We start from the raw sequence: 26601 nt of genomic DNA, 5'->3' as shown, positions 1-26601 counted from the left end.
ATCATTATGAGTGTTTTATTTATCATAATGTTAATACTTGCTATTTCATACTATGAATATAACGAGGTGAATGAATTAGTAATATCATCTAACTCATCATCAATTAACAAAGAGTATGTATCAAGTAACAATAAAAAAAATGAGAACTATGAGCTAGAAAAGCAAGTTTACATTTTGCCCAAACAAGATAACACTAGCTCACTCAATCACAAAAATATGGTTAATATTTATATACCAACAATAGAAAATTCAGTAACGCCTGAAGTATATCAAGGCGATTTAAACGACTTTGAACAATATGAAGTATTTGAAATAAATAAAGATATTCAGCTTAAACATAATTTTGTGAATGCAAGTAATGATAAAATTGCATTTTTAACTGAGTATTTACAAAAAGCACAAATAAAAGGTATTTCTCAAGAGCAATTACAGTTCGCACAAAAAAAGATTAATTCTTTAAAGTTACTCAATGAACATTTGCAAAACGAACTTACAATAAAACAATCACTTGTTATGTAAGCTAGGTAAAAAGTAAATTTATCTACAAATAGTCAGGGTAAAGCGTATTGTTAGCGCTATAGTTAATAAGTAAACAACTTCAAAATACTTATTAACTAAAAGGGTTATATGATGATCGAATCTAAATTTTATATAGGGCAAATCATCAACCATATACGTTTTAATTATCGTGGTGTCATTGTTGAAGTTGATCCCGTGTTTAATAACTCAGAACTCTGGTATGAACAAATGGCTGTAACAAAACCGCCAAAAGATAAGCCTTGGTATAGTGTGTTGGTGGATCAATCCGCTGATATCACTTACGTAGCTCAAAGAAATTTAGTAACAAGTGATAACATGGCACAAATAGATCACCCATTATTAGGTAGTTATTTCAATAAATATGATGGTAAACGTTATTACATTAAAAATAAAATGATGTAAAAAAAATGAGGCTTGAAGGGGAGGCAGCCTCATTTAGGACATGTTAACTTACTATTCTAAAATTAACTCTATTTCAGACTTTGGGGCTTTATGACTCATTGCTTGTAAAAGTGCCATATTAAGATCTTCAATTAAATCATCTGAATTTTCTAAACCGACAGAGATTCGAATTAAGCCATCACTAATTCCCGCTTCAGCACGCTCTTCTGGTGTATATGGGCTGTGAGTCATTGAAGCAGGATGTTGTATCAATGATTCTGCATCACCTAAACTGACAGCAATACTAAATAGCTTTGTAGAATCTATAAATCTTTGCCCATCTTCAATATTACCTTTTATTTCAAAGGCGATAACACCACCAGCAGCTGTCATTTGTTTGCCGATATACTTATTACCTTGATGGCTTTTTAATCCTGGATAATAAACATTGCTGATCATTTGATGTTGCTCTAAAAATTCTGCAACTTTTTGTGCATTTTCACAGTGGGCTTTCATTCTGATATGTAGTGTTTTTAAACCACGTAAAATTAACCAAGCATCATGTGGACTTATTGTGCCACCAATATCTTTTAACGCAGTTAATTTAATATGCTCAATCATTTCATTAGAGCCACAAATGATCCCTGCAACAACATCACCATGTCCATTTAAATATTTAGTTGCACTATGAATTACAATGTCGAAACCAAACTCAACTGGACGCTGTAATATTGGCGTTAAAAAAGTATTATCACAGATAGAAATTAAATCATGTTTTTTAGCAAAATCGCCGACCATTTGTAAATCAATTACAACTAAGTTTGGATTAATAGGAGTTTCTATAAATATGATTTTTGTATTGTCTTGTAATGCATCGTCTAATTCTTCTGGTTTCGTCATATCGACAAAAGTCACTTCAACAGCAAACTTAGTGAGCATATGGCTAAATAAAGCAAAACTACATCCATATAGCGCTTTGGAAGCAATAATATGATCACCAGCTTGTACATTTGCCATAACCGATGCCGATACTGCAGCCATGCCTGTTGCCGTTGCAGCAGCATCTTCCATACCTTCGAGCACAGCAAGTTTTTGTTCAAATTGACGGGTAGTTGGGTTGCCTAAACGCGTATAAATATAGCCTTCTTCTTCACCTGCGAAGCGCGCTCTGCCTTGTTCTGCATTTTTAAAAACAAAAGTTGATGTTTGATAAAGCGGTGTTGCTAATGAGCCAAATTGTTCATCATTAATTCTACCCGCATGAACTGCTTTAGTTTCTATTTTGTAAGTCATTATTTGGCCTTTTGTATTAAATTTTTATTAGGATAATTATGATCAGTGACTGATCTTATAAATCGATTTTTAATATTTTTATCGGTGATTTAAACAGTCACTTAAGTTTTAATTAATTGCTAGATTCAATATCGGATAACAGCATTTATTACGCCAAAATATAAAACTCATACTTATCAATAACTTGTGGGTTTTGTTTGTTTTTAAAATCTTTGTTCGTTACATATATGTAACACTAGCAAGGTGAAACATGTAAAAATGATAGTAATATTACGCTTTTAGTGGGTTCAGTAGTGTGTTACCTTTTTGCAACGCGTTACAGAAATGAATCAGATATAAGTGAAGCTAAGAATTTTATGTGAAGACAGATTGGGGATGACTCAAGAAATCCTAAACACAATTGTTAACAAAGGCTGGAACTTGACCGCAATGGAAATGGTGAGTCAAAAGATTTTTGTTCATTTTGAAGAGCGTGGAGGTAGTTTTGAAACAATTAGTACTTCTCTTAAATCGATCAAAGGTGTTACCGATGTCAATGAAGTAGATTTATTACCAAGCGAATTAAAACGTAAACATTTAGATGCTTTATTATCAAAATTACCCGACCCACTTGTTGATATTGATTTTAAAGGAGAGGTATTGGTTGCCAACACAGCTGCTGAAATCGCATTTGGTTTAGAGAAAAGTCTTCTGATCGGTAGTAAAATTTATGAACTTATTGGTGTTTCATTAAACAAGGTATTACCAAATGACGAGACTTCCTTTGAAGTATCATGTGCAAATAAACAATATTTAATGGATATCACACCTGTTTATACACAAAACAAAACGACAGGTGCAGTGATAGTATTACGCAGTGCGCAAAGACTAGGTCAACAAATATCGGCTATATCGCCAAATAAAGGTGAAAATATAGAGTCTATGGTGGGAACTAGCCACCAAATGAAGCTAATTCAACAGCAAACAGTCAGGTTTGCTAAGTTAGATTTACCAGTTTTAATAATGGGAGAAACAGGAACCGGCAAAGAGCTACTGGCACGCGCCTTACATGAATCTGGTCCACGCGCAAAAGCACCATTTTTAGCAATTAATTGCGCTACACTCGCTGAAAACTTATTAGAGAGTGAGTTGTTTGGTTATGCACCAGGTGCATTCACTGGTTCTAAACAAGGCGGCAAACCTGGTTTATTCGAACTAGCAGAAAATGGCACTGTATTTTTAGACGAAATAGCTGAGCTATCCATTTATTTACAAGCTAAATTATTACGATTTTTACAAGAATTTACTTTTAGAAGAATAGGTGGCACACAAGAAATAAACGTAAATGTACGTATTGTGTGTGCAACACATAAAAATTTAGATGAGATGATTGTAACAGGTGAATTTAGGGATGATCTGTTTTATCGTTTAAATGTATTAAGTCTAAACTTGCCGCCTTTGAGAGAACGTGCTGAAGATATTCCCGCATTATTAAATCGATTTGCAACCAATGCAGCTGAGCAGGTTAATATTCCAAAGCCGGACTTTACCAATCAAGCAATACAATTATTACAAAATGCCCCTTGGCCCGGTAATATTAGAGAATTACAAAATGTAATTTTTAAAACTTTAGCCTTGGTTGATAAATCTGTGATTGATCATACTGATATTTGTTTTACTTCTCAAAATCAGGAGCTAACAAAAGATAAAACGCATACCAATGAAATAATATCGTTAGAAGCAGCAGTTGGTAGCTATGAAAAGCAATTGTTACAGGAACTCTATTTAAACTTTTCATCAACACGAAAATTAGCGCAAAGATTAAATGTCTCAAATGCGACCATTTCCAGAAAATTAAACAAGTACGGTATTAAATAAACTTAAAATTTTGTGAAATTAAACAGCAGTCGACGCCTTAAATACTTTCATTAAATGCTTAACAAAAGCTTGGTTATCTTCTTCCATACTCGAAAGGGCCAAGCCAAAGGAGGCTGATTCAATAACGCGGGCAAACTCTTCAATCGTAATATCAATTTTATCTAAAGTCATACGGCTTAGAGCAAGTTCTTTTGAAATCCTTAAGCTGATTATCTCACGTACTTTTATCTCGTTTTCGCTGATAATGTCATTACAATGGCCTTGGCCTGCATGCAGTAAATCAGTTCTTATTAATGAACTTGATACTTCTTCAAATAACCCATCACATCGCTTTAATATAAATGCTTCAGTTTCAGCCCAAAAGTCACCGGTTGATTGGCTGTAATCTTGTAAAAGTACATTGTTATCCGCTATATATTTTTCTACGACAGCTCGAAAAAGGGCCTCTTTGGTCCTAAACTGTTTATGTATTGTGACACGGGAAATCTCAGAATATCTGGCAATCATAGATATATTAGCGGCGACATAACCGTGCTGAAAAAAACATTCAGTTGCACAGGTTAAAATTCTGTCTCTTGAGCTCGGCAAAATTAATTTCTCATTTGATTTTGGCTTTATTAAACAATTTTAGCTTAGTATTGGTAGTTACTCAACAGGTTTACACTTATTGTAAATGTGTAAACCTCTTGCTATAGTACCACAAAATTAAATAGGCTAGGTAATAACTACCTGGTTAATGATAGTGTTTTGGAGATATCGTGAATCGAATATTAATAGGTGTTTTACTTTTATGCTTACAAGCGTGTTCTGAACCAGTTAAGCAAGAAAAAACTCAAGAACCCCTTGTAGTTCAACTTTTTGAAACTAAAAAGGTAGATATATCCAGTGAATACGAGTTTCCAGCAACCGTATCTGCAGTTAAAAGTGTTGACCTTAAATTTGAAGTTTCCGGTAGATTAATTTTTGAAAATCTTGTTGAAGGCAGTCCTGTAGCAAAGGGTGACGTTTTAGCGCGTATTGATTCAGCACCATTTGAACGTCGCGTTTCTGAAGCAAAAATAAGATTTGAAGATGCAGTACGTAACTTAGCGAGAATTGAAGAAGTGTTCAAAAAAAATGTCGCTTCTCAAAGTACATTCGATGATGCTAAATCACAATTTGCTATTACAGAGTTAGCCTTAGCGAATGCAAAACAAGACTTAAGCTATACCACTATAAAAGCGCCATTTGATGCGGTAGTAGGTGCAAGATTGATTGAAAATAATAGCTATATCAGTGCAGGCGATACCATAGCGAATTTGCAAGACAGATCTAAACTTTATTTTACATTTGATGTACCAGAGCGCGTTATGACTGCTAATGCAGGTAATCGAAATATAAAAGCAACTGCATTTATCATAGGTCAAGAAGACACAGTATTTGATATTACTTATGTTGAACATGAAACATCGCCCAATCCTATTACGCAAACTTATGGTGTTACATTTGCCTTAGATGGCAAAGTCAGTAATTTATTTTATCCGGGTTCAAGAGCAAGTGTAAAAATTGAAAATATTAGTGAACAACACAGTGCAATATTAATTCCAATCAAGTCACTTATGGGTGATAAAAATAAAGGATTTAAGGTTTGGAAATTCAGACAAGAAAATAATGATATTCAATCTGTTACTGTTGAAATAGCAAGTTTACAAGGAGAGTTTGCAGTTGTCTCAAGTGGTGTAGTGGTAGGTGATAAAATCGTATCAGCTGCGGTTAATCAAATGAGTCAAGGGCTAAAAGTTAAAGAATATAAGGCAGAGTATTAATATGGATATTGCACGTTATTCTTTATCAAAGCCAACAAATATATGGCTTATCGCACTATGCTTTATTATAGGTGGTGTGATAGCTATGGGTAAAATAGGGCGCTTAGAAGATCCTGCTTTTACCATAAAACAAGCTGTTATTTTTACATATTACCCAGGTGCAAGTGCCAAAAAAGTTGAACGAGAAGTCACTGAACAAGTTGAGATAGCACTTCAACAAATGTGGCAACTTGATAAGTTAGAATCTGTTAGCAAACCAGGTTTTTCTCGTGTCACTATGGAAGTGAAACCTACAATAGATGGACCTTTGTTACCGCAAATTTGGGATGAATTAAGAAAACGATTACGAGATATACAAGGTTCATTACCATTAGGAGCGAGTGCCCCAGTAGTGATGGATGATTTTGGTGATGTATATGGCATCTATTACACATTAACAGCACCTGATTTTACAGCTTATCAAATGAGAGAGTTTTCGAGAACAATTAGGAGAGAACTTCTTGCAGTAGATGGCGTGGCAAAAGTACAAGTTGAAGGCATAATTGAAGAACAAATTGTTGCTGAAATTGACAGTTATCAAATTGCAGGATTGGGTCTGTCATTCCCAGAAATAAAACAAGTTTTGGCAAGTAATTTAAAACCATTTGTTGGTGGTAGACTGTATGTTGATGATAAACAGATCCGAATCCCCGTTGAAAGTTCAACCAACCGCGTAGAAGAAATAGAAAATTTATCAATTGTGCTACCAGGGAAAAATGCTTCTATAAAAATTAAAGACATCGCCAAACTTTCTGTGCAAACAGTTGATATTCCAAGCGGATTAAAACGATACAATGGTCATCCAGCTATTACTTTAGGTATATCAGCACAAAACGATATCAATATAGTGGAAGTAGGTGAAAAAATAGAAGCTAAACTCGCCCAAGTTCTAAAACAGTTACCAGCAGGGATCAATGTCGCTTCAATCTATAATCAAGCTAAAGTTGTTGAAAAATCTGTAGATGGATTTATTTTAAATCTGGAATTATCAGTGGCAGTAGTAACAATTGCTTTATGTATATTCATGGGATGGCGATCAGGTATTGTAGTTGGTGGTACATTGTTAATTACAGTACTAGGTACAGTTTTAATTATGTGGTTATACGACCTTCAGCTACAACGTATATCGCTTGGGGCTATGGTAATTGCCATGGGCATGTTGGTTGATAATGCCATAGTAGTCGCTGAAGGCATGATGCTACGAATGGAAAAAGGAAAGTCGGCTTTTGAATCTGCAAGCTTTATTGTAAAAAGAACCCAATGGCCTTTGCTTGGTGCAACTATTATCGGCATCGCTGCGTTTTCTGGCATCGGTTTATCTGATGATGCAACAGGTGAGTTTTTATTCTCTCTTTATGCCGTAGTCTTAATTTCATTGATGTTAAGCTGGGTACTAGCTGTTTCTTTGACACCTTTATTAGGACGTTATTTTTATAAAGTTGGCCAAGCTAGCCAAGAACAAGATTCACATTCTTTTTTACACAGAGGATATTTAGTTGTTTTAAGAGCAGCACTCCATTGGCGCGGCTTAACGATTGTTACTTTAATTGGTATAACAATCACTGCTTACGCCAGTTTCGGTTTAATAAAACAAGGGTTTTTTCCACCTTCAAATACACCTGTATTTTTCGTTCACTATTGGGGCGCGCAAGACTCAGATATTAGAGCAACAGAAAAATATATGAAAGCGGGTGAAAACTTAATTCTAGAAACTGAAGGTATTGAGTCTTTATCTACTTTTATAGGTGAAAGCTCCGCACGGTTCACTTTAGTTTTTTCACCTGAAATGCCAAACGAAAGTTATGGCTTATATCTTATTAGGGCAAAAGATGCTTCTGAAGTACCTAGGCTAGCGCAAGAGATTTCAGATAAACTCAGAAAAAATAATGCAAATGTTGAGTACTTTGCTGAGGTCATGCAATTTGGACCAGGTGCTGGTGCTAAAATTCAAGCACGTTTTTCTGGTCATGATCCTGAAATTTTACGTCGTTTATCAGAGCAAGCTAAAGCAATATTCCGTCAAGATGGTTTAATTAGGGATATTCGAGATAATTGGCGTGAAAAAGGCATTGTACTTATTCCAGAGTTTGACGATATTGCTGCAGGTGTCGCTGGGGTTAGCAGAAGTGACTTTAGTGATGCTGTAAAATTTTATACTGATGGACTCACAATAGGCCAATTGCAAGATGGTGACTACTTATACCCTATAGTGGCAAAGAATCAAAATCAGACGCAAGATCAATTGTTTGGGCTAGAAAACAGCTTAGTCTGGAGTAGTAGTCAACGCACTTATATTCCTTTTAAACAAGTAAGCGGTAATATTACCTATCAAAGTGAAGAGTTACTGATCAATCGACGTGATCGTGTCAGAACGATATCTGTAAAAGCTGAAGCAGGTTATCAAGAAACAACTGGTGAAGCTTTTGCTCGTATTAAACCATTAGTCGAAGCCATAAAATTACCAGATGGTTATCAGCTTGAATGGGGTGGCGAATATGAATCTTCACGTGACGCACAAGCAGCGTTAGGTCAAGGTCTACCGCTTGGATTCTTAGTGATGTTTATTATCAGTGTTTTATTATTTGGTCGTGCTAGACAGCCTTTGATCATATGGTTAATCGTGCCTATGGCTGTAGTAGGAGTTGTTGCTGGATTATTAATAGCTGATATGCCATTTGGCTTTATGTCATTGCTGGGTTTTTTAAGTTTATTTGGTATGTTGATTAAAAATGCGATCGTGCTGCTTGAAGAAATTGATCTTCAAATAGAAGAGGGCAAAGAAAAAGGGGTTGCCATAGTTGAAGCTAGTTTAAGTCGTTTACGTCCAGTATCCCTTGCAGCTATCACAACTATTTTAGGTGTAATGCCGCTAGTGTTTGACCCATTCTTTGCTGATATGTCAGTAACCATAATGGGCGGACTGGCATTTGCTACGATTCTCACTATGATTGCAGTCCCAGTTTTGTATAGTATCTTTTATAAGATAAAAGTCCCCAGAAATTAAGTTTATTCGTAATTATATTAGTTTTAATACCAAGCCTCGCAGATAATCTCGAGGCTTTTTTGATGCATTTAATATTTTGGTAAATGCTTTAATATAAGTACGATAAACAAACGCACACTTAAATTAAAAATTGTTTATTATATTTCTGTTTTGTTTTTTATAAAATTATCAATGTATGACCCCACTAGATTTATAATTAATTCCTCTATTTAGTTGAGGTTGAAATTATACTTTGCGATCTATTATCAATCATTTATTAAATAAAAGGGGAATATACAATAAGTTAATATTACTCAAGCTATACTATTAATTATTTTTGGCCAATTACTCTTGCAATTAATGCATTAAATTCAAAAGCTTAAACAAAAGCAACCTTCAGTTGACAAAATTCAAAGCATGCTTGATAGTATGCAACTTCAAATTTTCCTATTCTGGCTACCAATTAATACATAAAGGATTTAAAAAATGATATTAGCAGACAAAATAGCTAAATTAAGAAAACAACTTGGTTGGTCACAAGAAGAATTAGCAGAAAAGCTAGACGTATCTAGGCAATCTGTTTCTAAATGGGAAAGCGCAAATAGCATACCTGATTTAAATAGAATAATTATGCTTGCAGATATTTTCGATGTGACTACAGATTTTTTATTAAAAGATGAAAATGAAACTTTTGAAAATAATACTCAAACGACAAAAGAGTCAGATACAATTCAAGTTAGTTTAGATCAAGCTACAAAATATGTTGAAAATAAGCTGGCGGTATCAAGTTTAAATACAAAAGGGATCATGCTTTGCATTTGCTCTGTGGTGCCATTGTTTTTCTTTATGGCGATGGCAGAAACGAACCGTTTAAATATAACAGAAGATATCGCAGGTGCATTAGGTGTTGTCAGTATCTTAGTTATGGTGTCTATAGCCATTCACTTTTTCATTAAAACGAATCAGTTTGAAACGCAAACATCAATAATCGACGATGAGAAATTTGAATTAGAATATGGTGTACATAGTATTTTCACAGATAAATTACATAAGATTAAACCAACTTATAATACAAGACTATCTATGAGTATATTTATGTTCATTATTAGCTTTGTTCCTGTCATGGTTATAAGTATGTTTTTTGATGGTTCAGATATGGTTATGTTAATGTTGATCTTGATGTTATTCATAATATCTGGCGGGATTTATATCATCTCTCCAATATCGGCTGAACATGATGCATATAATGCAATTCTACTAGATCATTCTATAGACACAGTAAAAAATAAACGAGCTAGACGCGCAGAGAAACTCGCATCTTTTTATTGGCCTTTACTTACTGCAATTTATTTAGGTTGGAGCTTGTGGACCATGGATTGGGACATCACTTGGATTGTATGGCCTGTTGGTGCAGTTCTGTTTACAGCATTAGTTGGTTTAATGGAGCTATTTGAAAAAGATGACTGCTAACTTTTAATTATAATGAGCTTATTCCAGCGTTCTAACCAAGCTTTAGAGGTAACCCTTTGATTAAAGCTTGATATAGAACGCTTTGGATTATGAGTCACTTTTAAGTCAAATAATGAATCAAATCCAAAAGCTGAGTATGAAAAATTTATTGCTTTAATTACAATTTTGCTTTTTCAGCTTCTATATCATAGCTCATAAAGCCTGCTTCACCGAAAACAGCAGTGCCATTAAGAAAATATATATTTTCTTTTTCATTTGGGTTTGATATCTCATAATCTAACAATTTAGCTATTTTTTTACTGATAGTGTAATGGTTAGGTAAAATACCTAATTCTTGCGAAACACTGCTTATGGCATCTTTAGTTAAATTTGCTCCATAAAATAAGAAAGGAACTTTTGCAATTTCTAAATCGACTTGATTATGCCCAAACCTTCCATTTTGACCAGTTAATTCTCCATGATCTGAAGTTAAAAATATATATGTAGGCCTGTTTGTACCAGCAAAAAAATTAAAAATATCTGTAATTACTTTATCATTAAATTTTACAGAATTGTCATAACTGTTTTTTAAATAAGCATTATAATTAACGTTGTCAACTGGATAAGCCTCAAATTCTTCTGGATAGTTATCTACATATGGTGTGTGGGCACTTGTCATTTGCAACGTTATAAATTGTGGTTTAGAGTAATCTAAGTCCATTTGATTAAGTTCTAGCAATAATCTATCGTCATATTTACTATGATAATGATTTAAATGACTATCATCTTTCCAAGTATCTATATCTTTTAAGGAAAATGAGTAAGTTAACCCTCCTGCATTCTTTTGAGTTGTAATGTAATGTGTATTAAAGCCAGATTGTTTAGCAAGCCTAAATAAGGATGTATCCATGCTTTGTAGGTGAGATATATTGTCAGGTTCATAAACAGTATTAAAAAATAAAGCTAAGGATACACGAGTAGATACTGCACTAGATAATGAGTGGCGATAAACAAAATTAGGATCACTTTTTAGCTTAGTTAAATTAGGTGTAGTTTGGCGTTCATAATCATATAGACCCATGTTTAAAGTACTTAAACTTTCACCCATAATTACGACTATATTTGCATCAACACTTGGTACTTTAGTAATTTGATATTTTTCATAATCAGGTATTTCTTTATTAAAACCTAAAGCTTTTTTTGTTTGGAATGCGATAAAATAAGAAAAGGAATAAAGACCATTTTTAATTGGTGAATGAGTTATATTAGGTTGAAATTTTTGTGATGAACTTGATTTTAAAGATTGTAAAAAAGGGAAACATAAAACTAAATATAGTAAGAAGTTTACACATAAAAAAGATAAAGACTTTTCACATAATTTATTATAAAAGAAGAAAGCTAAACTAGATAAAATAAGAGAAATAGACAAAGGAATTAGTAAAAATAGACTCACATCCCAAAAACCAGCCAATGCATCAGTTGTTTCTCTCATGGCTAAAATAAGATCAAAAGCGCTATAAAAAGATCCAAAATAATGAAAATACATCAATTGGCTTGCTTGCAAAAATATCAAAAAAAAGAGTATTAATTTAACAAGTAAATTAGGTTTAGAAAAACTAATAAGTGTTACTAATACGAGTGATGTAACTATACTTTTTTCCTGTTTGATTTCCTATATAATGTTAATTAACCAGACTATAAATATACTTAAAATTGAATTCCACTACTTGGCTCGTAAAATTGCTTATATGTTTTTGCCACATTCATCTGCACAACATTCACCTTGCAAGAAATGTAATACTTCCATTAACCTCGGATATTGCGCGACACAATATAAAGTACGACCTTCTCGTCGTTGTTTAATTAAGCATGCTGCCGCTAAACTTGAAACGTGGTGAGAAAGGGTAGAGCCAGGAATGCTTAATTGCTCTTGAATATCACCCACAGCAATCCCTTGAGTGCCAGACTTAACAACACGTTTAAAAATTGCTAAACGTGTTACATGCCTAATTAAACTGGCTTGATCCTGGGTATTGAGCAAAAAAAGTTTCAATCGCACCACGTTTTTGCATTGTTACAAAGATTTGATTGCCATTTTTACCACCAAAAGCAACATTAGTTGGATATTGTCCTTTAAGTTTTATTTCAGACAGTAGCTTACCTTTTGAGGAAACTTTAGCTATTACACCTTTACCATATCTGGCAATATACAAGTTGCCCTTAATATCAACTCTCATTCCATCTAAACCAAAATCAGCAAATTCTATTAATAAGCGTTTATTTTTAAGTGTATTATCAGGTTGAATATCATAAACCCAAACTTTTCTTTGCACACTTTCATTAACGAATAATTGTTTTTGGTCTGCACTGACTTCGATACCATTAGTTGTTCCCATACCAGATTCTATTAGGTGAGTTGAGCCATTAGTATCTATTCGCCATAATTGTCCAGTACTTTTTACCCAATTTGGATCACTCGCGAATAAAGTCCCTGTTTTCATTATCGCAATATCATTTGGTTGATTCATTTTAGGGTTATGCGCAAATACTGAGGCTTTCTTATTGTAGGCATCAACTTTTAATATGTTATGACCGCTATAATCTGCAATATACATATTATTTTTAATATCAAAACGTATTCCGTTTCCAGTACTGCCTTTAGGCAAAGTGATGTACAACTGAGCTTCACCTTTTGCTGTTACTTTTCCTATGGTGCCATCTTTTTCAAAATTCACAGCAAATAGGTGACCTGATTTATCAACCGCAGGGCCTTCAATACCTTGAGTGAATACCTTGTCAGTGATCCAATCGCTTGTTTGATATGTCTGTATTGAATGAGCAAAAAGTACCGGTGTAAATAGACTAATAGTGAGTGCGATTATTTTTTTCATAGGTATTTAAACTTACTTAATTATCGTTCTAGAGTGATAAATCAAAAAATATAAAGCAATAATACTTTGGTCTCAATTATAGGTAATTTATATCATCACCTGGCAAGATAATCGTTTGCATATTTTAATTATTTAGCGCAGTGTGCAATGGTAAAGTTGCAATACCTTTCAATGTAATATTTTCAACATCAGGTGTTTTTATTAATCGCACGACCTGGCGATCACCAAATTGTGAGATAGAAGGAATAAAAGGGCGTAACAGGGTAATAAATTTAACAAGAAATTGTGTATTGATATCACCTCCTAAAAATAATCGTTTCACAATTGTAACTATTCAGCCTTATCTTCAATAAATACATCTGGAAGCTGGCTTTTGCTCCCTTTGCAGTGCTGGAGAATAGCCAATTCTTTCTATGTATCCGTCTGGGGATCACACCTAGCGTTTAATATTCCAAGGTAATAGAGAATCTATGTCTGGCTCTGGTTGGCTGAGTTCTTCTAAGCATTGCACCAAGTAATCAAATGGAATAAGCCCATTTGCTTTGGCGGTTTCGATTATAGCCAGCATGATGCCTTAACGAACGTGCTGATGTACACTATTGATGGCACACAATACCACAGCTCTAAAACAGTGCATTGTGCTTGTTGTTATAACATGTATTTGCTCACATTATTGGCGTTCACCTTCCATCAAATATTTGAGTTAATCGATGGCGTTTATCAAGCCTGCCGTGTGTTATTGGGCTCAAAAGCTCATTTATGGGAAAACTTAAGAAGCACAATTAGAATGGTTATTGTAAAAGGTTGGGCGCAATTAATGGATTTGATGTTAAATCCTGATGATTATGAGGTGATGAAGCTGAAAAAATATTAACCAGTTAATTTTGAAAGAATGGACTTAAATGTCTAGCTCGACGGGTGCCTGATAGTAAAGGTTAAAAATTAAATTCTTCACAAAAAAATGAGTTAAATTAAAAGATGACTAAAAAAGTCATTTTGACTCGATGAAAATTAATTCACCGAGAATTGCTGACCAAGGATACTTACAATGTGATGGTTATGCTATTTATGATAATGTTGACAATATAATACCTGTGGGCTGCTGGGCACATGCCAGACGTAAATATAATGATGCACTTAATCAATGGAATAAATTAAATCGTTATATTGCATATGGTGAACTAGGTATAGACAATAATATAACGGAGCGTGATATCAGAGCATTTACCACGGGACGAAAAAACTGGATGTTCTCGCAATCAGTCAATGGTTCAGAGGCAATAGCGATACTTTATAGTATTGTCATGACATGTCGGGCAAATGATATAAACCCATATTATTACTTCCAACATTTATTTAAAGAAATACCCAATCGAGAAGAAAATTCAGATTTAACAGATTTAATGCCTTGGAATGTGCAGCTAGACTTTGATTATAGCTAGGTGCACTGCCTAGTTGCGCGTTTACCTATAAAACTGCGCTCTTGAAAATTTTTCCTAATTTATATTAGATCATTAACTTACTAGAATTGGTATAATTTCAATAGTTCATTTGCTCAACGTTTAATTTTAAGGAATAAAATGCAAAGCCCATCAAATCAAGACCAAATAGACATGGTTGACTCTTTAAAATCAATTGCGACCGAAGTGCAAAACATCGATACCTTAGATATCGATTTATTAGATTCTTTAGGTGTTGTTACAAAAATAAATAATGAAGATCAAAAAGTGGCTGATGCTGTTAAAGACATTTTGCCAGAAATAGCAAAAGCAGTTGATGAAATTGTTATTGCCTTTAACAATGGTGGCCGTTTAATTTATATAGGTGCGGGTACCAGTGGTCGTTTAGGTATTTTAGATGCGGTTGAATGTCGCCCTACATTTAGTGTTTCTGATGATATGGTGGTTGGCATAATTGCAGGTGGTCAAACTGCAATTCAAAGTGCTGTAGAGGGTGCTGAAGACAATACAGAATTAGGTATTCAAGATTTAAAAGATATTAATTTAACGTCTAAAGACGTATTAGTTGGCATCGCAGCCAGCGGTCGTACCCCATATGTTATTTCAGCTATGAATTATGCAAAGCAGCTTAACTGTAGCGTAGTAGGTGTGACTTGTAGCCCAAATCAAGGTGTCTCGGATGTAGCTGATATTGCTATATGTGCCCAAGTAGGTCCTGAAGTATTAACAGGTTCAACTAGAATGAAATCAGGTACGGCACAAAAGCTTATTTTAAATACACTGAGCACAGCAAGCATGATCAGGATAGGTAAAATATATAAAAACCTCATGGTTGATGTGAGTGCTACCAATGAAAAATTAAATGCACGTGCAATTCGTATTGTTATGCAAGCAACTGAGTGTGATTTTGATACTGCAAGCACCGCATTAATAAATACGCAATCGAATACTAAGTTAGCAATCTTAAATATATTAACAGGTGTTTCAATAGATGAGGGCGCGAAGCTTTTAGAACACAGTGCTGGATTTTTAAGAAAAGCAATTGATACCAATAAAAGTGTATAAATTTCAATCGATATTTGTTGATTATAAAATAGCAAAAAAGTTGAAAACACAAAGCGAATTAAATTAATTAACTCGCTTTAAATTAATCTAAAATGTTATCTAGACTGGCTGTAAATCTTGTCGTCTAAATAAAGTTTTAAATTTTAGAACTTAATTTCTTAAACAAAATATGACGACAGTTTTAAGGACTAGGCCGTCATATTTTTTATAAAGTCAGAATTAGTAATAATCGTTTACTTAATTTACCTCAAAAACATTCAGTGAATCACCTTTACCAGCAGTTACAATTAAGTATTGTCCATCAGTCGATAAAGTAACAGATGATGCACCAAGTAGATTATTTTCATTAAAATCTAAATTATTTATCGTATCCTTTAATGTGAGTGTGCCATCTACATTTCTAGAAAAAATAGATAAAGCATTGTCGTTTTCAGCTACAACATATAATAATCTATCATCGTTACTCATTAAAACACTACCCGCACCGTCAAGACCTGTGATTTGCTCACTTTTAATTGATTCTAAGTAACTTAATTTACCCTGATGGTCTTGATTAAACACTACAATCGCGCCACTGGCGCATGCTACGTATAAATATTCACCATTGTTAGAAAATACAACACTCTGTGGTTTATCTAAGTTATTAATACCATTAGAGTCATTTACTAGGCTTTGCTCTAAACGGAAAGTATTATCTACTTCTCTTTTAAAGTAATTAATTACATTCTCATTAAAACCAGCAACAGCAAAATGATTATCATCTGGTGATAAAGCCACATCAACAGCACCTTTTAAGCCAAAATTGATGTTATCTGTATCTTTAATGGCATGTGAAAAAATAGGAAAACCATCTTCATTAATATTAAAAATACTGACCGCATTACTCACAGAACTGGCTATATACAGTTGATTTCCTGAGCTGTTTATTTCGATATCATACGCGCCTAATAAATAAAATTTTTGTAATGCAGATGAGATAGGTTTTCCTTTATATTCCCACCATTTAATTTTATCTGTATAAGTATGTTGATAGTGAAATTTACCATCATCTGCTTTTTTAAAAATAACTAAAGCACTATCATAAAAACTCACTACATACGCATATTGACCATTTTTAGAAATAGCAACATCTGTCGCACCGCGTAAGCCTTTAATCTCTTGGTTATTTTTAAAAACTTGTGATAATGAAAGTGTTACATTATTACCCACATTGAATATTGCTAACGCATCATCATCAGCGCTTACAACAAAAAGCTGTGAATCATTTTGATTAAATTTTGCTACGCGAGGATTATCTAAACCATCAATATTATTGATAGTATCTTGCAATAGGTGAATGTGCTTAATATTTTGAAATTGCAGTCCTGATGAACAACCTATTAGGCTAAATAATGAAAAAACAAAAAATGATGAAACGAAAAGCTTTAAATAACGCATAACTTTCTCATGAAAATTTCGTAGTTCTATTTTATGCCTTAACTAAAGGTTTTTCCTCATTTTTGTGTCAAAAGTTTTTAAAAATATTTGTTTGATTGTATTTTAATCAAAATTTAGGTGAGGATGAGTGGGTCTAAATCAAAATAATTTAAACCCGTGGTAAATTATTCTAAGCCAGCTTCGAAAGTTAAAAACAATGTATTAAGCATCTTATCTGCTAAAGCATTATCTTTTAATTCTTTTTCATAAGTCGCATGTAATAAATAACGGCCAGCTTCTTGAGGAATAAATGAAACTATGCACTTATAATTAGATTTAACTTCAATTGCTTCAATTTGATTACGGTATAAAGTACCTTCCCTTACAATTGATACCTCAGCATTTTTAACTGGTTTACCATTAAAACGTAATTTAAATTCTGTAATATTTTTTCAACAGTATCAGTAGATTGAGTAATGGGAAGTAATTCAAAATATTGATTTGTTGGTTTAGATGCAGCGTCATTCGGGGTATTTAATGTTACGTAAGTTTCAACTCGTGAAAAATATAATGCGCCTTCTAAATCATAAGCACCTTTGGGAATCATCGCTTTAGTGGCTAATTTATCAACAGGTGTACGCACTGGCTTATCCGAACCTTTCATTTTATATCTTGAGTAATATTTGGCAGAAGTTTCTTTCTATAATCGCAATATTATCTATTAAATCTAAAGTGATATTTTGATAGGTCCCCGGCCCTTTATGCACAACGATCACTTCATCATCAGTGAACTCTATGCTATTAAAATCAACGCCCCATTGGCTTTTTAGTCAATGACCGCTTGCTTGCTGCCAATTAGAATCTAACGGTTCACTAGGGAGTAAATAATCTGGAATTGCTTGTTCGCTAAAGTGACTATTATCTGTTTTACTATCGAACCAGTCAGTGTGGTTTAATGTGATGCCAGTAAAAGCATAAAACATCATAAATAAGAATAATGCCATTGATACATAAATATGGATTGCACGTGCAATGCTAAGTGACTTTTTATTTACACGTTTTTTGCTTTGATGTTTAAATTGCGTCTACTTTTTACCACAGGTATTAGCTTATTACTAATACAATGCAAAATGAGAGTGATTATTTTAGGTTGTTTTGAAAAGTATATATATAACTTAAGTCATTAATATTTAGTATATTTGTCATTTTGGCAATAGTTTTATATTTATTGAACTAGGTTATCAAAATATTTTTTAGACTCTACATTTACTTTTTTTGCTAATAGTATGGTTGAAACCATAGTTGGAATAGCCATCAGAGCATACATAACATCTATCAAGTTAATCACTAATTTAAGGGATGCAATGGCGCCTACAATTATCAAAGCTAAATAAAAGATAATATAAAATCTTTGAAAGGTTTTACCTAATAAAAACTCGGCACATTTTTCGCCATAATACCAAAAACTTAATACTGTACTAGTACTTAAAAAGAATACCACCATAATAAGTAGGTAACCGCCAATCCCTGGGAAAGTATTTTCAAAAGCATGCGCTGTTAAACTAACACCGGTGAAATCACTATCTAATACTCCAGTGACTAAAATTGCTAAAGCAGTACAGGTACATACAATTAAAGTATCAACAATTGGACCTAAGGTTGCAACTAATCCCTCTCTTATTGGTTCGTCAGTTTTTGCCGCACCATGGGCCATAGATTCTGTGCCTATACCAGCTTCATTAGAAAAAGCCCCACGTTGCACACCTATCATAATAATCGTGCCTAGCAATCCACCAGCAACCGAACTTGAATTAAATGCATTTATAAATATTGAAGCAAAAGCAGGTATTATTTTATCTAAATTAATAAACAAAACACTTAATGTCATTAGTAGATAAACAATCACCATAAATGGCACTACTCGACTGGTTACTTTTGCAATTCTGGTCAGTTTACCCATCACAATTGAAGAGATTAAAATACAAAACAATATTCCACACATCAGATCAAAACTAAAATGCTGACTTGGAGATGCAAGTCCATTTGGTATCGCTATGAAATCTCTTAATATTTGAACCAACTGATTTATTTGAAAAATAGGCAATGAACCAAGCATACAGGCGATACAAAATAACCAAGCAAGTGGCAGCCATTTATGGCCTAATCCTTCACGTATTACATACATGGGACCACCTTGTAATTGACCGCTTCTATCAAGTCCCCGAAACTTTACTGCAAGTGTCGCGGTATAATATTTAGTTGAGATACCCACAATAGCAGTGATCCACATCCAAAATATGGCGCCAGATCCTCCTAAAGTAATTGCGACAGCAACACCACTTATGTTGCCTAAGCCGAGTGTGCCTGATAAAGCCACCATTAATGCTTGAAAATGACTGAGTTCTCCTTTGGCTTTAGAATCTTTATCATATTTACCAAGTGTAATATCTATTGCATGTTTTAAATGTCGATATGGCCTGAGTTTTGAATAAATGACAAAAAATAAACCGCCACCTACAAGAATTATAACCAGAGGTAATCCCCACAAAAAGCTTGCGATATTACCTAATGTGGTTTCAATTTGATTTATGAGTTGTGATGACATTTAAGCTCTTTTTAAATTTTTTGTTCAATTTAGTAACGATATAAATACCAGTCACAAATTTTAGAAGTAATATATTGATCTGTATCACTATCCTACATTCAAACTTAACTAATTGCGACATTATGTCACACCCCAAAGATGACATTGTTAATTACAATTGCATTACACTTTTTATTGAGCAATCAATTATGCAATCTTATTTAAAGATATCTCTACTCGCTTTATGTATTTCAGCAAGTTTTCAATCAAACTCTCAAGAAGTTTCCAAAAACAATGAAATAAAAGATATTGAAAGAATTTCTATAACAGCAACCAGAAAAGAATCTTTAGACACAGATTTAGCGATGTCTGTGCATAGTATTAATTCTGATGAGCTTAAAATCGATAACGGACAGCATATTGCTGAATCTTTAAATAGTGTATCGGGTGTATTAATAGACCAACTTGCTGGCGGACAGGGTCATAAAACTGCTATCAGAATGCCAATGAATACCAGCGGTTATTACTTATTTTTACAAGATAATGTGCCAATTCAATCAGCTGCTTTTTTTAATCATAACGCATTATGGTGGTCTAGCTTTAATTCAAATGCTGCTCGTGTAGAAGTATTAAAAGGAGCCGGCACTGCTTTATATGGCTCTGGGGCTGTTGCAGCAACAATAAATGTACTTTCTAAACCAATTAGTAAAAAGCCTGAAACTGATTTATCTATGACATTTGGAGAGTCTGAATATAATAAAATGGCACTTAGCCACTCACAAAACTTGGATGATAATAATGGCATAAGAGTATCGGCATCTCATTTATCAAACCAAGGCTGGCGTGATCATACAAGCTCTCAACGGTCAGAAATTACTGCTAGACATGAATATACCATCAATGATTCCCAATCATTAACCACCTCTGTGGTAATGAGTGATTTAGAACAAGAGATGGCTGCAGGTTTGTCTAAAGATTTATTTGAAAATAATCCTACTGATTCAGGTTTACCACAGCAAGTACTAGAAAATGATCCTCTTAGAAAAAGTCAGTATATAAAGTTATCTACACAATGGGATTTTTACTCAGGCGATAATTATTATTCTGCGATTGGTTATATTCGTCATAGAACTAATGATTACACAGCAACTTGGAATGCAAATATGCCAAACAATGAATCCCAAGTTAATTCGCTTGGTTTATTAGCATTAGCAAACTGGCAACATGACAATGATGCTAATTCTATTTTTGGGATCGATATAGAGTTAACAGAAGGCGAACAATTTTCAAATCAACCGACAGATATCACTACAACAGGTTATGGTGCAGATACCTTTCTCAAAGGTGAAATATTCTATGATGATACAACCCGCTATACAGGCATTTCACCTTATTTTCAGCATCAAAGGTCATTGAATCAAAAATTAGAGCTCACTTTAGGTGCGCGTTATGATTACGCTAAGTATGATTTTGATAATCATATGTCAGTGATAGGTGATATAGGTCATGGGTTGCAAAGCATAGCAGATAGAAGCGATAGCTTTAAACACCTCAGTCCTAAAGCCAGTTTAAATTACCATTTAACCGATGAATCAAGTACTTATTTACGATATGCAAATAGTTTTAGACTGCCAACAGCCGGTAGTTTATACCATATTAAATCAAGTGATACTGCTGATAATATATCAAGCATTGAAGCTGAAGTATCTGATACATTTGAGCTTGGTTATAAAAATAATCTAGAGAATGTATCTATTGATTTAGCGTTATTTTATATGGATGTAGATGATGCAATAGTGCGTGCATATGATGATAACGGTCAAAGATTTTTAACCAACGCAGGACGAGTAATACATAAAGGATTTGAAGCCGCAGCTAATTGGCAGGTGACAACAAATTTCAACATCTCTATGGCTTATAGTAAAGCCGACCATGAATATGATGAATTCATCATAGATGAGGGCCGTATCAAACGCGGAGAATTAGTTGAAAAAGATTTATCAGGTAACAGCATGGTTATGGCTCCAGAATATTTAGCAAACCTAAGGTTAAGATATCTACCTGAAGCAATATCTGGGCTATCAACTATGGTAGAAGTGCAATCTATTGGTGAGTATTGGATGGATGAAGAAAACGAGCAAAGTTATGATGGTTATACTATCGCAAACATAAAATTAAATTATGATGTCACCAATAAATTAAGTTTAAATGCCAGAGTTTTGAACTTAACAGATAAATTTTATGCGCAAGAAGCGCAAGTGAGATATGGTAAAGAAAGCTATCAACCGGCAGCTCCAAGAACAGCTTATTTTGGCTTGAAGTACCAGTGGTAATGACTATGAAGTTCTTATTATCAGTATTATTTATTATTTGGTGTTCATCTTTAGCTGCACATCAGCATGTAATGGATTCACCAGATCAAGCTAAGCTCAAAACCTGTCAAGCACAGGATGTGACATGTGCAAAAACAGTGACAATAGCCACTCATCCAAATGGCGATATCTGGCGTGTTTGGGCCAATAATAATCAAATGTATTATGCTATTTCACATGATCTAGGTAAGCATTTTGGTAAAGCAATTAAAATAAAAGCAATTAATGAAAAAATATCAGCTCGAGGTGAAAACCGCCCTAAAATCGCTTTTTCAAATACTGGTCATGTCTACTTATCATGGTCAAAGCCTGGCAGTAAAAAATATACCGGTGATATTAGGTTTAGCTACTCTCAAAATGGAGGTCAATCTTTTGCTAAACCCATTACCGTTAATAATGATAATTTAATAACGGGCCATAGTTTTAATGAAATGATCGTTACCCAAGATCAAAAACTCGTTTTAATTTGGTTAGATGGACGCGATAAATATAAAGCAAAAAAAGCAGGGCATCAGTTTAATGGATCATCGATTTACTTAGCACAAGCTAATTTTGAAAATGATCTCAGAGTCACATTTTCAAATATTAAGCTGGCGCAAGGTACCTGTGTTTGTTGCCGATTAACCTTAGTAGAAACCGATAAAAATCAAGTTTCTATTATGTATCGGGATATATTTGGCGACAATATTAGAGACTTTTCATTAATTAATTACGATCTAAACAGCAATGAAATTATCAGTCGTCACAGAGTTACTGAAGACGAATGGTTTATCAATGGTTGTCCTCATCAAGGTGCGGGTATTTCAAAAACAGCTAGTAGATTACACTTAACTTGGTTTAACCAAGGCAGTAAAGGGAAGGGAGTTTTTTACGGTTATACCGATACCTTAGGTAAAAAGATATCAAAACCTATACCTGTGGGGGAGCTTAGTAAACAAGCGGTACACCCAAATATTATTTCTAATGATAAACAGGTCGATATCGTATGGCTTGAGTTTAATGGCGTAAAACATGAACTATGGCATAAACAATCTCTTGATAATGGCCACTCATTTCAAGCTCCAACTTTGCTTACAACTTCAAGTACCGGCGCAGATAGGCCATTTTTATTCAAATCTAAAAACGGTTCTAATCATGTATCTTGGCATAAACCAAAAACAGCCCATTGGACAACTAAACTATGAGATTATTAAAAATGTTAACTCATATCTTAGTATGTATTTTATTGGGTTTTACAGCCTTGGAAAGTGCAGCAAAAAGTACACAATTTAATAAGCAAGTTTGGCATGATGTAAAAAAGCAAAACCTAAATGAAAATTGGATTGCAGTATTTTGGTCTTTAGAATGCCCACCTTGCTTTAAAGAGCTCAAAATAATTTCTCAAATGCTAAAAGTTAACTCAGATCTTAAAGTTGTTTTAATTAACACAGATTCAGATGATGAAATAAAGCAAGAAATTGATAAGATTATCAATGAATATGAATTAAATACTTTAGCTTTGTTGCACTTTGCTGATGAACAAGCAATGCAAAGTAGATATATTGTTGATCCAACGTGGTATGGCGAATTACCTCGCAGCTATTTTTTTAATAAGAAAGGGCAAAGCCAAGGTCGCAGTGGTTTAGTTGATAAACTTATTTTGCAAGAATGGCTAAATTAATGCTTTAACTGTCTAAATTTAAATGTAAATAATCATTTTGTATAGGGGGAAAATCATGCGATTTTCTCCCTATTTTTTAATTTAAGTCCCGCTCATTACAAATAGTATTAACGAATATGATAATGACGTCGACTATGCTCTTCACGTCGACCTTGGCTAAAAGCAGATATACGTTTTAAATAACCTATTACACGGGTACCATAATCTATATCTTCGGAGCCACATTCATAGCAAGTTTTTAAAAAATCTAAATGCGCTATGATGCTTTTACTGACTTTCTCAGCCCCCTGTGTATAAGAAAGTTTTAAATTATTGATTTTGCTTTAACTTTAAATGTGCGATAAGTTTATGGGCTTGCCGCTCACCTCCGAAGAAAACAACACAGGTAATGAGATTTTTGTATTGAGATAAGTAATTTGAAAAAGTTTTTGCATCTAATTCAACACCCGAGGTAGCAGTCCAGCTGTCTTGGCTATGACACCCATCACACGCAAAAGGACAACCAGTAACTAAAAATGCCAAAGAGACTTCATTAGGTACTTCTTGAAATACAACTTGTGGTTCAACGCAATTAAACATTATAATTACCATATATTGTGTTTATTTTTATATGAAAGCACAATATATAGTTTGTATGAAATCGCCAGTCAGTTAATTGCTCAAAAATTGTGTTAGATCAACTTATTTATAAATAATAAAATTTCAGTAGTTTAAAAGGGGTCGATATTAAATTTAAAAATTGTTTACATTTGAAATTTAAAGGACAAAGTTAAGCTGTGTTACTATGCAGAAATAACCTGAACAATGTTTAAAAATATGTCAAAAGAAGTTATCAGAATCCTCGTAGGTTCACTTAACCCTGTTAAAATCAATGCAGTAAAAAATGCATTTTCTAATATTTTTGCTAACAACCAAATTATTTGTAAAGGCATACATGCGCCATCCGGTGTTTCTGAACAACCTATGACAGCAAGCGAAACACGCCTTGGAGCGATAAACCGAGCACTATTTTGTAAAAATGGATCTAATAATGCCGATTTTTATGTTGCTCTAGAGGGCGGTGTTGATTTAACCGAAGACGGTCCAATCACCTGCGCGTACTTTTCAATTATTAATAATCAACAGCAATCTGTCGGCAGAAGTGCCAGTTTGCCTTTACCGCAATGTGTTTACGAATCATTAAAATCAGGTGAAGAATTAGGAAATGTGATGGATGATTTATTTAAAACAACCAATATTAAACAAAAAGGTGGGGCGATTGGTTTATTAACACATAATAATGCCACCCGTGAAAGCATTTATACTCAAGCACTCATTTTAGCATTATCTCCCTTTATAAATGCAGACTTATATCATGGAACAGGAGTGAGCAATGAATTATAAATGGGTATTATTTGATGCTGATGAAACGTTATTTCATTTTGATGCATATCAAGGCTTAAAGTTAATGTTTGAAAAGTTTGATATTGAATTTTCCATTGATGATTTTGAAATCTATCAAAGAGTCAATCAGCCACTTTGGGTTGAATATCAAAATGGTGATATTACAGCACAACAATTACAACATAACCGATTTAATGATTGGTCGAACAAACTGTCGGTATCTACTCAAACGCTTAATAGCGAATTTTTACATGCAATGGCACAAATCTGTAAACCACTTGATGGTGCTAAAGAGCTGATTCATTATTTATCAACAAAAGTTAAAATGGGGATCATTACTAATGGCTTTACTCAATTACAAACTGTGAGACTAGAAAAGACAGGCTTTAAAGATGTTTTTTCGACTTTAGTGATCTCTGAGCAAGTTGGTGTTGCAAAACCAGATATTGGTATTTTTGAATATGCCTTTAGAACCATGGGAGAGCCTAATAAAAGTGATATTTTAATGGTAGGGGATAATCCCCATTCAGATATTTTAGGTGGTATAAATGCAGGTATAGATACCTGTTGGTTAAATATAGACAAACAAGCCAGGCCAGAAGGGATCACACCAACACATGAAGTACATTCCTTATGGCAACTACTAGAAAAATTCCAGCAGTAATATATTAACTTTGATTATAAGCACCAATAAGGCATTTGTTTGCACAGTTTTAGTGCAAACAAAAAATTCATATAGAGCTCTAGCACTATGTTTTATATGAACTAAATTCAATTCACTGATTTAAAATCCCTTTTATAGAAACAAATTGAAAATTACTCATCTAAATAAGATCTATTATCATTTGAAAAGTTAATATTTTAATTTATATTAAATATCAATCAAAAATGGTTTATTTATTGCTCTATCTACTACACTAAGTTTTCTTAATCAAAGCCATAACATTTTGTTTTATTGTGGTGCAGTGTTCTCTTACACACACTGTCATAAAATCTAAATATTCATATGTTTAACTTTAATGAGCTTAAGTAACATCATTCAGAACACTGTTAAAACACTCGTTTTAGTAATGTTCGGCAAGGAATTTTTTCGGTTTAGAACTGTTAGGAGCCAATATGTTAATTAAAAGATTTTTTAAAACCAAACAAGAAGCAGAAGTAACATTTGAATTTAATGTATCAGATGTTAAGAAAGTACAACTCGTTGCTGAATTTAATGACTGGCAACCTATTGATATGAAGTTCATTAAGAAAGATAAAGTTTACCGCACGCGAGTAAGACTACCTAGAGACAAAGACTTTCATTTTCGTTACTTAATTAATGAAGATAAATGGGAAAATGACAATCACGCAGATGCTTATATTCAAAATAGCTTTGGTAGTGATAATAGTGTTGTAAATACCTATCAAGTTTAAGGCGAAT

The 26601-nt window shown here is 33.6% G+C and carries 28 protein-coding genes and 2 pseudogenes; 15 read left to right on the top strand and 15 right to left on the bottom strand.

Translation table 11 applies throughout. From position 1 onward, the window contains the following. The first annotated feature begins 6 nt into the window (after positions 1 to 6). Both PSA_RS23895 and hspQ read left to right on the top strand, forming a co-directional pair. The gene (locus PSA_RS23895; RefSeq protein WP_042145288.1) at positions 7 to 519 is read left to right on the top strand and encodes a hypothetical protein; all 513 of its coding nucleotides are present in this window, start codon (positions 7 to 9) and stop codon (positions 517 to 519) included. 111 nt (positions 520 to 630) lie between these two features. Then, positions 631 to 942 (top strand): heat shock protein HspQ, encoded by a 312-nt coding sequence (hspQ, locus tag PSA_RS23890; RefSeq protein WP_231665526.1) that lies wholly within the window; start codon positions 631 to 633, stop codon positions 940 to 942. Positions 943 to 993: 51 nt separating this feature from the next. Here the strand turns inward: hspQ and megL are convergent, their stop codons facing one another. Further along, complete coding sequence (megL, locus tag PSA_RS23885; RefSeq protein WP_042145282.1) at positions 994 to 2214, bottom strand: methionine gamma-lyase; 1221 nt, start codon at positions 2212 to 2214, stop codon at positions 994 to 996. Between the two features lie 375 nt (positions 2215 to 2589). Here megL and PSA_RS23880 point away from each other — a divergent pair, with 375 nt between their 5' ends. Then, positions 2590 to 4071 carry a sigma 54-interacting transcriptional regulator gene (locus PSA_RS23880; RefSeq protein WP_052379975.1) on the top strand — a complete coding sequence of 494 codons (1482 nt, stop codon included), beginning with the start codon at positions 2590 to 2592 and terminating at the stop codon, positions 4069 to 4071. Positions 4072 to 4089: 18 nt separating this feature from the next. Here the strand turns inward: PSA_RS23880 and PSA_RS23875 are convergent, their stop codons facing one another. Continuing rightward, positions 4090 to 4659 (bottom strand): TetR/AcrR family transcriptional regulator, encoded by a 570-nt coding sequence (locus tag PSA_RS23875; protein WP_042145278.1) that lies wholly within the window; start codon positions 4657 to 4659, stop codon positions 4090 to 4092. 170 nt (positions 4660 to 4829) lie between these two features. Between PSA_RS23875 and PSA_RS23870 the strand changes: the two genes are divergently transcribed. From PSA_RS23870 to PSA_RS23860, 3 genes are all read left to right on the top strand, one after another. Next, a complete protein-coding gene (locus PSA_RS23870; RefSeq protein WP_052379974.1) occupies positions 4830 to 5876 on the top strand; it encodes an efflux RND transporter periplasmic adaptor subunit in 1047 nt (348 codons plus the stop codon). A gap of 1 nt (position 5877) precedes the next feature. Next, complete coding sequence (locus PSA_RS23865) at positions 5878 to 8919, top strand: efflux RND transporter permease subunit (protein ID WP_042145272.1); 3042 nt, start codon at positions 5878 to 5880, stop codon at positions 8917 to 8919. A gap of 465 nt (positions 8920 to 9384) precedes the next feature. Continuing rightward, positions 9385 to 10368, top strand: coding sequence for a helix-turn-helix domain-containing protein (locus PSA_RS23860; RefSeq protein ID WP_042145270.1), 984 nt, complete (start codon positions 9385 to 9387; stop codon positions 10366 to 10368). Here the strand turns inward: PSA_RS23860 and PSA_RS26705 are convergent. From PSA_RS26705 to PSA_RS24995, 6 genes and pseudogenes are all read right to left on the bottom strand, one after another. Next, positions 10365 to 10517 (bottom strand): nucleotidyltransferase family protein, encoded by a 153-nt coding sequence (locus PSA_RS26705; RefSeq protein ID WP_269432890.1) that lies wholly within the window; start codon positions 10515 to 10517, stop codon positions 10365 to 10367. The two genes, PSA_RS23860 and PSA_RS26705, sit on opposite strands and share 4 nt — an antisense overlap. Before the next feature lie 8 nt (positions 10518 to 10525). Further along, complete coding sequence (locus tag PSA_RS23855) at positions 10526 to 11893, bottom strand: sulfatase-like hydrolase/transferase (protein ID WP_052379973.1); 1368 nt, start codon at positions 11891 to 11893, stop codon at positions 10526 to 10528. 198 nt (positions 11894 to 12091) lie between these two features. After that, entirely contained in the window at positions 12092 to 12388 is a 297-nt protein-coding gene (locus tag PSA_RS23850; RefSeq protein WP_082305912.1) for a helix-turn-helix transcriptional regulator, read from the bottom strand. Then, positions 12354 to 13238: an SMP-30/gluconolactonase/LRE family protein gene (locus tag PSA_RS23845; RefSeq protein WP_042145268.1), complete on the bottom strand. Its 885-nt coding sequence runs from the start codon at positions 13236 to 13238 to the stop codon at positions 12354 to 12356. The genes PSA_RS23850 and PSA_RS23845 overlap by 35 nt, the downstream gene beginning before the upstream one ends. Positions 13239 to 13362: 124 nt before the next feature. Beyond that, positions 13363 to 13560, bottom strand: coding sequence for a hypothetical protein (locus PSA_RS23840; protein WP_042145266.1), 198 nt, complete (start codon positions 13558 to 13560; stop codon positions 13363 to 13365). Positions 13561 to 13674: 114 nt separating this feature from the next. Next, positions 13675 to 13809: pseudogene (locus PSA_RS24995) on the bottom strand (transposase domain-containing protein); the annotation flags it as partial. A gap of 18 nt (positions 13810 to 13827) precedes the next feature. On the opposite strand from PSA_RS24995, the gene PSA_RS23835 reads away from it, so the two are divergent. The 3 genes and pseudogenes from PSA_RS23835 (at position 13828) to murQ (ending at position 15763) form a co-directional block, all read left to right on the top strand. After that, positions 13828 to 14112 (top strand): hypothetical protein, encoded by a 285-nt coding sequence (locus PSA_RS23835; protein ID WP_042145264.1) that lies wholly within the window; start codon positions 13828 to 13830, stop codon positions 14110 to 14112. Between the two features lie 163 nt (positions 14113 to 14275). Next, positions 14276 to 14680 (top strand): annotated as a pseudogene (locus PSA_RS23830) (transposase); the annotation flags it as partial. Positions 14681 to 14818: 138 nt separating this feature from the next. Next, positions 14819 to 15763 (top strand): N-acetylmuramic acid 6-phosphate etherase, encoded by a 945-nt coding sequence (murQ, locus tag PSA_RS23825; protein ID WP_042145260.1) that lies wholly within the window; start codon positions 14819 to 14821, stop codon positions 15761 to 15763. 237 nt (positions 15764 to 16000) lie between these two features. Here the strand turns inward: murQ and PSA_RS23820 are convergent, their stop codons facing one another. The 5 genes from PSA_RS23820 to PSA_RS23810 form a co-directional block, all read right to left on the bottom strand. Next, a complete protein-coding gene (locus PSA_RS23820) occupies positions 16001 to 17200 on the bottom strand; it encodes a beta-propeller fold lactonase family protein (protein ID WP_042145258.1) in 1200 nt (399 codons plus the stop codon). A gap of 164 nt (positions 17201 to 17364) precedes the next feature. Continuing rightward, complete coding sequence (locus PSA_RS27410) at positions 17365 to 17568, bottom strand: hypothetical protein (RefSeq protein WP_371257881.1); 204 nt, start codon at positions 17566 to 17568, stop codon at positions 17365 to 17367. Continuing rightward, positions 17562 to 17843 (bottom strand): hypothetical protein, encoded by a 282-nt coding sequence (locus PSA_RS23815; protein ID WP_052379972.1) that lies wholly within the window; start codon positions 17841 to 17843, stop codon positions 17562 to 17564. Before PSA_RS23815 ends, PSA_RS27410 begins: the two co-directional genes overlap by 7 nt. A 166-nt stretch (positions 17844 to 18009) precedes the next feature. Continuing rightward, positions 18010 to 18201: a PepSY-associated TM helix domain-containing protein gene (locus PSA_RS24985; RefSeq protein ID WP_269432889.1), complete on the bottom strand. Its 192-nt coding sequence runs from the start codon at positions 18199 to 18201 to the stop codon at positions 18010 to 18012. Between the two features lie 203 nt (positions 18202 to 18404). Then, on the bottom strand, positions 18405 to 19784 hold the full coding sequence (locus PSA_RS23810) for a sodium:alanine symporter family protein (protein WP_042145256.1): 1380 nt from the start codon (positions 19782 to 19784) through the stop codon (positions 18405 to 18407). A gap of 188 nt (positions 19785 to 19972) precedes the next feature. On the opposite strand from PSA_RS23810, the gene PSA_RS23805 reads away from it, so the two are divergent. The 3 genes from PSA_RS23805 to PSA_RS23795 are packed head-to-tail and all read left to right on the top strand — an operon-like array spanning position 19973 to position 23795. Next, positions 19973 to 22096, top strand: a complete 2124-nt coding sequence (locus PSA_RS23805) for a TonB-dependent receptor (protein WP_042145356.1) — start codon at positions 19973 to 19975, stop codon at positions 22094 to 22096. Positions 22097 to 22101: 5 nt separating this feature from the next. After that, positions 22102 to 23319 (top strand): sialidase family protein, encoded by a 1218-nt coding sequence (locus PSA_RS23800; RefSeq protein ID WP_052379971.1) that lies wholly within the window; start codon positions 22102 to 22104, stop codon positions 23317 to 23319. An 11-nt stretch (positions 23320 to 23330) separates the two neighbouring features. After that, positions 23331 to 23795, top strand: coding sequence for a redoxin domain-containing protein (locus PSA_RS23795; RefSeq protein WP_193216502.1), 465 nt, complete (start codon positions 23331 to 23333; stop codon positions 23793 to 23795). A gap of 107 nt (positions 23796 to 23902) precedes the next feature. Here the strand turns inward: PSA_RS23795 and nrdD are convergent, their stop codons facing one another. Together nrdD and PSA_RS23790 are read right to left on the bottom strand one after the other, a co-directional pair. Then, positions 23903 to 24055 (bottom strand): anaerobic ribonucleoside-triphosphate reductase, encoded by a 153-nt coding sequence (gene nrdD, locus PSA_RS25660; RefSeq protein ID WP_371257880.1) that lies wholly within the window; start codon positions 24053 to 24055, stop codon positions 23903 to 23905. 49 nt (positions 24056 to 24104) lie between these two features. Then, positions 24105 to 24374: a 4Fe-4S cluster-binding domain-containing protein gene (locus PSA_RS23790; protein WP_052379970.1), complete on the bottom strand. Its 270-nt coding sequence runs from the start codon at positions 24372 to 24374 to the stop codon at positions 24105 to 24107. 237 nt (positions 24375 to 24611) lie between these two features. Here PSA_RS23790 and yjjX point away from each other — a divergent pair, with 237 nt between their 5' ends. From yjjX to PSA_RS23775, 3 genes are all read left to right on the top strand, one after another. Further along, positions 24612 to 25178: an inosine/xanthosine triphosphatase gene (gene yjjX, locus PSA_RS23785; protein WP_127924109.1), complete on the top strand. Its 567-nt coding sequence runs from the start codon at positions 24612 to 24614 to the stop codon at positions 25176 to 25178. Continuing rightward, positions 25168 to 25842, top strand: a complete 675-nt coding sequence (gene yjjG, locus PSA_RS23780) for a pyrimidine 5'-nucleotidase (RefSeq protein WP_042145249.1) — start codon at positions 25168 to 25170, stop codon at positions 25840 to 25842. Before yjjX ends, yjjG begins: the two co-directional genes overlap by 11 nt. Before the next feature lie 452 nt (positions 25843 to 26294). Further along, entirely contained in the window at positions 26295 to 26594 is a 300-nt protein-coding gene (locus PSA_RS23775; protein ID WP_042145247.1) for an isoamylase early set domain-containing protein, read from the top strand. The last annotated feature ends 7 nt before the right edge of the window (positions 26595 to 26601 follow it).

It is taken from the genome of Pseudoalteromonas sp. '520P1 No. 423', assembly GCF_001269985.1.
Lineage (GTDB): Bacteria > Pseudomonadota > Gammaproteobacteria > Enterobacterales > Alteromonadaceae > Pseudoalteromonas.
The sequence above is the reverse complement of the archived record's forward strand: the minus strand, read 5'-3'. Positions and strand labels throughout refer to the sequence as shown.

Coding starts and splice junctions, on each gene's coding strand:
- PSA_RS23895 (WP_042145288.1), top strand. CDS start 7: ATGAGTGTTTTATTTATCATAATGTTAATACTTGCTATTTCATACTAT.
- hspQ (WP_231665526.1), top strand. CDS start 631: ATGATCGAATCTAAATTTTATATAGGGCAAATCATCAACCATATACGT.
- megL (WP_042145282.1), bottom strand. CDS start 2,214: ATGACTTACAAAATAGAAACTAAAGCAGTTCATGCGGGTAGAATTAAT.
- PSA_RS23880 (WP_052379975.1), top strand. CDS start 2,590: ATGACTCAAGAAATCCTAAACACAATTGTTAACAAAGGCTGGAACTTG.
- PSA_RS23865 (WP_042145272.1), top strand. CDS start 5,878: ATGGATATTGCACGTTATTCTTTATCAAAGCCAACAAATATATGGCTT.
- PSA_RS23860 (WP_042145270.1), top strand. CDS start 9,385: ATGATATTAGCAGACAAAATAGCTAAATTAAGAAAACAACTTGGTTGG.
- PSA_RS23855 (WP_052379973.1), bottom strand. CDS start 11,893: ATGTATTTTCATTATTTTGGATCTTTTTATAGCGCTTTTGATCTTATT.
- PSA_RS23845 (WP_042145268.1), bottom strand. CDS start 13,238: ATGAAAAAAATAATCGCACTCACTATTAGTCTATTTACACCGGTACTT.
- PSA_RS23835 (WP_042145264.1), top strand. CDS start 13,828: ATGTACACTATTGATGGCACACAATACCACAGCTCTAAAACAGTGCAT.
- murQ (WP_042145260.1), top strand. CDS start 14,819: ATGCAAAGCCCATCAAATCAAGACCAAATAGACATGGTTGACTCTTTA.
- PSA_RS23820 (WP_042145258.1), bottom strand. CDS start 17,200: ATGCGTTATTTAAAGCTTTTCGTTTCATCATTTTTTGTTTTTTCATTA.
- PSA_RS23815 (WP_052379972.1), bottom strand. CDS start 17,843: ATGAAAGGTTCGGATAAGCCAGTGCGTACACCTGTTGATAAATTAGCC.
- PSA_RS23810 (WP_042145256.1), bottom strand. CDS start 19,784: ATGTCATCACAACTCATAAATCAAATTGAAACCACATTAGGTAATATC.
- PSA_RS23805 (WP_042145356.1), top strand. CDS start 19,973: ATGCAATCTTATTTAAAGATATCTCTACTCGCTTTATGTATTTCAGCA.
- PSA_RS23800 (WP_052379971.1), top strand. CDS start 22,102: ATGAAGTTCTTATTATCAGTATTATTTATTATTTGGTGTTCATCTTTA.
- PSA_RS23795 (WP_193216502.1), top strand. CDS start 23,331: ATGTTAACTCATATCTTAGTATGTATTTTATTGGGTTTTACAGCCTTG.
- PSA_RS23790 (WP_052379970.1), bottom strand. CDS start 24,374: ATGTTTAATTGCGTTGAACCACAAGTTGTATTTCAAGAAGTACCTAAT.
- yjjX (WP_127924109.1), top strand. CDS start 24,612: ATGTCAAAAGAAGTTATCAGAATCCTCGTAGGTTCACTTAACCCTGTT.
- yjjG (WP_042145249.1), top strand. CDS start 25,168: ATGAATTATAAATGGGTATTATTTGATGCTGATGAAACGTTATTTCAT.
- PSA_RS23775 (WP_042145247.1), top strand. CDS start 26,295: ATGTTAATTAAAAGATTTTTTAAAACCAAACAAGAAGCAGAAGTAACA.